The organism is Psychrobacillus sp., from assembly GCF_056205495.1.
The window spans coordinates 1-5,792 of record NZ_JBAEAP010000310.1 but is presented as its reverse complement, the minus strand read 5'-3'; the positions used below and the strand labels follow the sequence as shown (position 1 = coordinate 5,792).

Sequence of the window (5,792 nt, the reverse complement as noted above, 5' to 3'; positions counted from 1 at the left end):
TATTCCTCTGAATGGAGAATATTTATGAGATTGAGGGTTTTTAGCAGCACTCGATAATGCTTTTACAATATGATCCGGTGTGGGCTGGTCGGGATTCCCTTGTCCAAGATTTATCACATCTCTTCCTTCAGCCACAGCCTTCGAAACTTTTTGTACTAGTGTTGCAAAAAACTGGGGAGGGAGACTTTTTAAACGATCAGAAAATTCCATGGGCAATACCTCTTTTTCTAAATAGTTGCATATATTAGTCAAATCTTATAACCTTTTTAGTATTATGTCTAGAGGTGGTGTCGGTATGAAAATTGCTTGTGTTCAGTTAGATATAGCATTTGGTAATCCTAAAGAAAATTTTGAAACCGTTGAAAGAAAGATTAGAGAGGCTGCAAAGCAAGAAGCTAAACTAATTATTTTACCCGAAATGTGGAACACAGGGTATGATTTGACTAGATTAGAAGAAATAGCTGATAAAGAGGGGAACGACACAAAGAAATTATTAACCAAGCTAGCGAAGGAATTACATATTCATATTATCGGTGGTTCTGTCTCTACAAAGAAGGATTCCCAATTTTATAATACGATGTATATTGTAAATGATTCCGGAGATATCATAACGGAGTATGATAAGGCCCACTTATTTAAGCTAATGGATGAACATTTGTATTTAAAAGCAGGAAATAAGAAAAACTTATTCGAAATTGAGAATGTAACGATGGGAGGGGTGATCTGCTATGACCTTCGCTTTCCTGAATGGTTCCGCGCTCACTCTTTACAAGGTGCAAAAGTAATATTTGTACCAGCCCAATGGCCAGCTGCACGTATTGATCATTGGAAAATTCTTCTGCAGGCAAGAGCAATCGAAAATCAATGCTATATAGTGGCAGTAAATAGAGTCGGAGAAGATCCAAACAATCAATTTAATGGTAACTCCATGGTGATTGCTCCTTGGGGAGAAATAGTATGGTTAGGTAATGAGGAGGAAACTACCGGTCTAGTAGATATTGATTTAAATCTTGTAGAAGAAGTCAGAGGTAGAATTCCAGTCTTTCAAGATAGGAGAGAATCATTATATAATTAATAACATTTATTTCCGAAAAATCTATAATTAAGTTGACTGATAGTTTGCTTTTTTGTATGGTTTGTTAAAGGGGGAGAAATAATGACAGAACACAAGATTGCTATACAGGATGAATATCCGGACAATTTTGCTTGGTGTTATGGATGTGGTCGTTTAAATGAACAGGGGTATCATTTAAAGACATATTGGAATGGAGAGCAAACAGAAACAATTTATCAACCTAGAGAAGAACATACTGCGATTCCAGGCTTTGTATATGGTGGATTAATAGGAGCTTTGGTAGATTGTCATGGAACCGGCTCAGCTTCACTTGCTCTTCACCGAAAAAATGGTTTTGAGCCTGGCAGCGGAGAGGCACCACCACGATTTGTAACAGGGTCCCTTCACGTCGATTTTCTGAAACCAACACCACAAAAAGTTGAACTAAAAGCTATCGGTACGGTGGAAGAAATACATCCCAAAAAGTGGAAGGTAACTTCTGAGGTGTTTGCTGGAGACGTCCTTTGTGCTAAAGGGGAAGTAATCGCTGTTGTCATGCCTGCAACATTTGCAAAATAATAAACAAAACATCAAACACAGGATATTTTTCCTGTGTTTTTATTATTGTTCAAAGGAAGATGGTGACTTTCTGCAAAGGTCTGTTACCTATGTTTTAATTGGATATTTATGTTAAAATGTTAAGTAGTTTATCAATATAGAGACTTAAATGACACAATATAGAACATTGTTTTTTGGATAGAAATGAATGCTTTGTAATCTTTAAGGAGGGACAAAATGATAAAATCTGCAAAGGGTCAATTAATATTTTCCACGATAACTGCCACTCTCTTTATTATTGCTTCTTTTTCTTTTATACAATTTACTGATGATAATCGTTTTTTCTTTGGACCGGTTGTGTTCTACATTTTAATGTTATTAAATGTATTTCATGCAGGATTATTAACGCAAAAATATATTCATTACAAAAATGAGGACGCTAATTAGTCTTTAGATAGATTAAACATATAATCGTTAAAAGGTAGAATCACAATGATGAGCTAGAGGTGGAGTTATCAGCTTTATTTTGCATTTCGCCTTATGATCTTGTTTTATAACTTTACTTTTACGTACACTATACTTTCCGTAATGGAATAAACGATGTTTGTGAAACAACTATTAAATTTAAGATTATAACCCTTCTTTTATGGGAAAGAAGTAATAAAGGAGGGAAATCAATGGATACTATTTTGTACTTATTTTTTACAGCGGCATATATAGGGCTGTTTATTTGGGGATTAATAGGATTAAAGAAAAAAGATGTTTTCAAATGGACAAGCTTTGTGTATCTTATTATTTTGGCACTTATTTATGATAATGGAATAATTGGTATAGGGAAATGGATCGGTGAAGGGGATTTGCTTGAAACCTTAAATCTCTTACGATTTTGGACGCATGCATTTTTAACTCCATTACTTGTCTTATTTGCGGTTGGTACATTGAAGGAAAGTGGAATTGCATGGGCTCAGAAAAAATGGCTTACGATATCAGCTATTATTTATACATTGATTTTAATAGGTATTGAAATTTGGTTGGAAGCGTCTCAGCTTACACTAAAGGCTGAGGAGGAATATGGGGTTCTTAGATATGTCTCTACAGAAGAAGCTTCAGGGCCACCAATTATGATTCTTCTAGTAACACTTGTATTAATCGTAACTAGTGCAATTCTTTGGAAGAAAACAAAATGGCCAGTATTTTTTATAGGTGCAGTCGTTATGACAATTGGTAGTGCAGTTCCTATCAAGGTAGAGAGCGCTGCGGTCACGAATGCATTTGAATTGTTCCTATTATTTACGTTCATTTGGACAAAGAGAAGGCTCATAAAAGATAAGCTCCATTCTAAATAAATTCAAATAAATATTTATAGGAATTAAGACAACCCGATAAATTACTGGGTTGTCTTTTTGAATTTAACTAACCTAATGACAAGAGAAGTCTAAGATCATTATAGAAAAAATAAGTTGGAATTACCTTAAATGTGTTAGGCTTTGGTCAAGAGATATAAAGCCACTTAAGTATAAAGATGAGGAGGATAAAAATAAAGTCAGAAAAAGAAAAAATGCTGTCCGGTGAATTGTATAATCCATCAGATACCGAATTAGTTAGAGACAGGGAAGAGGCAAGAAGAAAGGTAAGGATTTATAACCAGTCATTTGAAAATGAAGGGGATAAACGACGGGAACTACTAGTGGATTTATTAGGTTCTACAGGGAATTCAGTTTATATGGAGCCAACGATTAGATTTGATTATGGCTATAATACGCACGTTGGCGATAACTTTTTTGCGAATTTTGATTGTATCATATTGGATGTTTGTGAAGTTCGCGTTGGTGACAATTGCATGCTTGGACCAAGTGTACAAATTTATACAGCCACACATCCTCTGCATCCAGGAGAACGTAATTCCGGCAGGGAATATGGAAAACCTATCACGATTGGAAATAATGTTTGGATAGGGGGACATGCAGTTATCAATCCAGGCGTCCATATTGGAGATAATGCTATTATTGCAGCTGGAGCTGTCGTAGTAAAAGATGTGCCCGCGAATGTGGTGGTAGGGGGTAATCCAGCAAAAGTAATTAAAGAAATTGAAATATAATGAGCTTATTAGGAGCAACGGGAGCGTCAAAGTATAGCAGATTTTAAATTTCATGCAGAAAGTGAAAAGTGAAATTGCGCGTGGCAATTTCACTTTTTGCAAACTATTAGACAGCATCAACTGGTACAGGCTTTGGTGCTTCTTCTGGTTCTGGTACTTGTGTCAAAACTATTATTCCAATAATAAATAAGATGATTAAGCTAAATACACCGTATGAGGAATTTCCTGTAACTTGTGTAGTAAATCCAATTAATAATGGTCCCATAATGGAGGCAAATTTACCGAAAATATTATAGAATCCAAAGAACTCATTAGAATTTTCTTTTGGTATTAGCTTGCCAAAGTATGATCTACTTAATGCTTGTATCCCACCTTGAGAGGTTGCTACTAGCATAGCTAAAATCCAAAAATCAGTGATAGTTTCTAAGAAAAATGCATACGTACATACAATTGTATAGACGATAATCCCTACATATAACATTTTCTTTTCAGAAAATCTAACCGCCAGTCTACCATATAGAATCGCAAATGGTGCGGCCACCACCTGAGTGACAAATAAGACAATGATTAAATCAGTGGATTTTAAGCCTAAATCGGTCCCATATGCAGTAGACATAGAAATAATTGTTCCTACTCCGTCAATGTAAAAGAAATACGCTATTAAAAATAGAAATAATGCTCGATACTGACGAATTTCTTTCATTGTTTTTCCAAGTCGTTTAAAGCTTTGAGAGATTGGATTTCTTTCTCGTTCAATATAGTGAATCTGTTTTACATTTTTAAACATTGGAATAGCGAATATAATCCACCAAGCTGCCGTGATTAGGAAAGCGATTCGGCTTGCTGTGATATCTGAAATAGGAATGATATTATTGCTTGCCAAAAGAATGATGACTATACTGATTAAAAATGGGATAGCACTACCTATATATCCAAGACCGTAACCTCTAGATGATACTCGAGACATTCGCTCGTTAGTGGTGACGTCAACAATGAAGCCATCATAGAAAACGTTAGCTCCAGTTGCACCAAGAGCAGCAAAAGTATAGCAAATTAAAAATAGATACCATTTGTCATAGGGGATAAAGGCAAGCAATGCAGTTGCTGTTACTCCTAAAAAGAAAAAGAAATAGAAAAATTTCTTTTTAAAGCCTTTGTAATCGGCGATGGTACCAAGGATTGGTCCAATCATTGCTAATATAAACGTAAAAATCGCAATCGTATAACTAAGGTAAACAGTTGAATCAGCTGTATCAATGCCAGCAGCAGTAGCTGACCCTTTATAAAAAATAGGAAAAATTGCAGTAGTAATTATTATTGAATATGCAGAGCTACCCCAGTCGTAGAGAGCCCAACTATTTTCTTCCTTTGTAAACTTTTTCATCATTTTCCCCCTTCCCTTCTGATAATATTGTACATTATTTGTAACAAACTTTGTAAAACTTTCTGAAATTTTACAACTCTTTTGGGTTCATGTAAAGGGAGTGATTTAAGGAGAGAAAGGGACGATTTCTAATAGATAGACTTTAGTTTAGTTTCAGCGAGATCTCTGAAACAACATATGCTAGATGGTCGTTTCCGAAAAGCTGAAGTACTTGAATTACAGTTTGGGTGTCAACATCTACAGCATTTTTTTCTGTTTCTTCTACTGCTTTTGTTAAAGCTTCATTCGTTGCTTGTTCTGGATAGGCAGTTTGATAAAGCGCAAAAGGATCAACCTCATGGTTAATACACCATTGTGCAAATAATTGAATCATCATATTTTCATCTTGTTCGTATTGCTCAATCACTTTATTTTTCATATTTACTCCTTTAGGAAGTTAAGTCATATTTTGGTTTATCAGTTGTTGTCTATAAAATGGCATTGAAGGGAAAAATCTTAGTAAAAACTATTATTTAAAAAATAATAATCTAATAGGATCGGTTATTCCTTTAGCTATAATTATAGCAAAGTTTGTTAAATATAGAAGAGGTTTAACGAAGATGACAGGGGACTAGCATTTGTAAAACATTACTTCAAAAAAATGATAATATATCAAGTTTATCCTAAATATGCTTTGTGAAATGTTATATTTAAACAAC

General features: G+C 34.7%; 7 protein-coding genes and 1 pseudogene. 5 read left to right on the top strand and 3 right to left on the bottom strand.

Annotated features, from left to right (window positions below; genetic code table 11):
* Positions 1-210: pseudogene (locus tag AC06OU_RS09090) on the bottom strand (LL-diaminopimelate aminotransferase); the annotation flags it as partial.
* Between the two features lie 85 nt (positions 211-295).
* On the opposite strand from AC06OU_RS09090, the gene AC06OU_RS09085 reads away from it, so the two are divergent.
* The 5 genes from AC06OU_RS09085 (at position 296) to AC06OU_RS09065 (ending at position 3,710) form a co-directional block, all read left to right on the top strand.
* Positions 296-1,075 (top strand): carbon-nitrogen family hydrolase, encoded by a 780-nt coding sequence (locus AC06OU_RS09085; protein ID WP_475855324.1) that lies wholly within the window; start codon positions 296-298, stop codon positions 1,073-1,075.
* Positions 1,076-1,156: 81 nt separating this feature from the next.
* Positions 1,157-1,633 carry a PaaI family thioesterase gene (locus tag AC06OU_RS09080; protein WP_475855323.1) on the top strand — a complete coding sequence of 159 codons (477 nt, stop codon included), beginning with the start codon at positions 1,157-1,159 and terminating at the stop codon, positions 1,631-1,633.
* 216 nt (positions 1,634-1,849) lie between these two features.
* Entirely contained in the window at positions 1,850-2,059 is a 210-nt protein-coding gene (locus tag AC06OU_RS09075) for a hypothetical protein (RefSeq protein WP_475855321.1), read from the top strand.
* Positions 2,060-2,289: 230 nt separating this feature from the next.
* Positions 2,290-2,958 (top strand): hypothetical protein, encoded by a 669-nt coding sequence (locus AC06OU_RS09070; RefSeq protein WP_475855320.1) that lies wholly within the window; start codon positions 2,290-2,292, stop codon positions 2,956-2,958.
* A 191-nt stretch (positions 2,959-3,149) separates the two neighbouring features.
* Complete coding sequence (locus tag AC06OU_RS09065) at positions 3,150-3,710, top strand: sugar O-acetyltransferase (protein ID WP_475855326.1); 561 nt, start codon at positions 3,150-3,152, stop codon at positions 3,708-3,710.
* Between the two features lie 106 nt (positions 3,711-3,816).
* Here AC06OU_RS09065 and AC06OU_RS09060 read toward each other — a convergent pair whose 3' ends face one another.
* Complete coding sequence (locus AC06OU_RS09060; RefSeq protein ID WP_475855318.1) at positions 3,817-5,094, bottom strand: MFS transporter; 1,278 nt, start codon at positions 5,092-5,094, stop codon at positions 3,817-3,819.
* 142 nt (positions 5,095-5,236) lie between these two features.
* On the bottom strand, positions 5,237-5,512 hold the full coding sequence (locus AC06OU_RS09055) for a hypothetical protein (protein WP_475855317.1): 276 nt from the start codon (positions 5,510-5,512) through the stop codon (positions 5,237-5,239).
* Positions 5,513-5,792: the final 280 nt, after the last annotated feature.